This is a genomic window from Vibrio sp. OPT46 (assembly GCF_015163535.1).
In the GTDB taxonomy this organism is placed as follows: domain Bacteria; phylum Pseudomonadota; class Gammaproteobacteria; order Enterobacterales; family Vibrionaceae; genus Vibrio; species Vibrio alginolyticus.
Map to the genome: position 1 here is coordinate 1 of NZ_JADDYG010000040.1, position 614 is coordinate 614.

Genomic DNA, 614 nt, shown 5'->3' on the forward strand with positions numbered 1-614 from the left:
ATTGCCGCAGCTTCGGTTTACTACTTAGCCCCGTTACATCTTCCGCGCAGGCCGACTCGACCAGTGAGCTATTACGCTTTCTTTAAATGATGGCTGCTTCTAAGCCAACATCCTGGCTGTCTGAGCCTTCCCACATCGTTTCCCACTTAGTAGTAATTTGGGACCTTAGCTGGCGGTCTGGGTTGTTTCCCTCTCCACGACGGACGTTAGCACCCGCCGTGTGTCTCCCGGATAGTACTTACTGGTATTCGGAGTTTGCAAAGGGTTGGTAAGTCGGGATGACCCCCTAGCCTTAACAGTGCTCTACCCCCAGTAGTATTCGTCCGAGGCGCTACCTAAATAGCTTTCGGGGAGAACCAGCTATCTCCAGGTTTGATTGGCCTTTCACCCCTAGCCACAAGTCATCCGCTAATTTTTCAACATTAGTCGGTTCGGTCCTCCAGTTGATGTTACTCAACCTTCAACCTGCCCATGGCTAGATCACCTGGTTTCGGGTCTATATCCAGAGACTGAACGCCCAGTTAAGACTCGGTTTCCCTACGGCTCCCCTAGATGGTTAACCTTGCCACTGAATATAAGTCGCTGACCCATTATACAAAAGGTACGCAGTCACA

The 614-nt window shown here is 50.8% G+C and carries 1 rRNA gene; it reads right to left on the bottom strand.

Annotation, left to right across the window (positions count from 1 at the left end):
* A 23S ribosomal RNA gene (locus IQR33_RS02450) occupies positions 1 to 614 on the bottom strand; the annotation flags it as partial.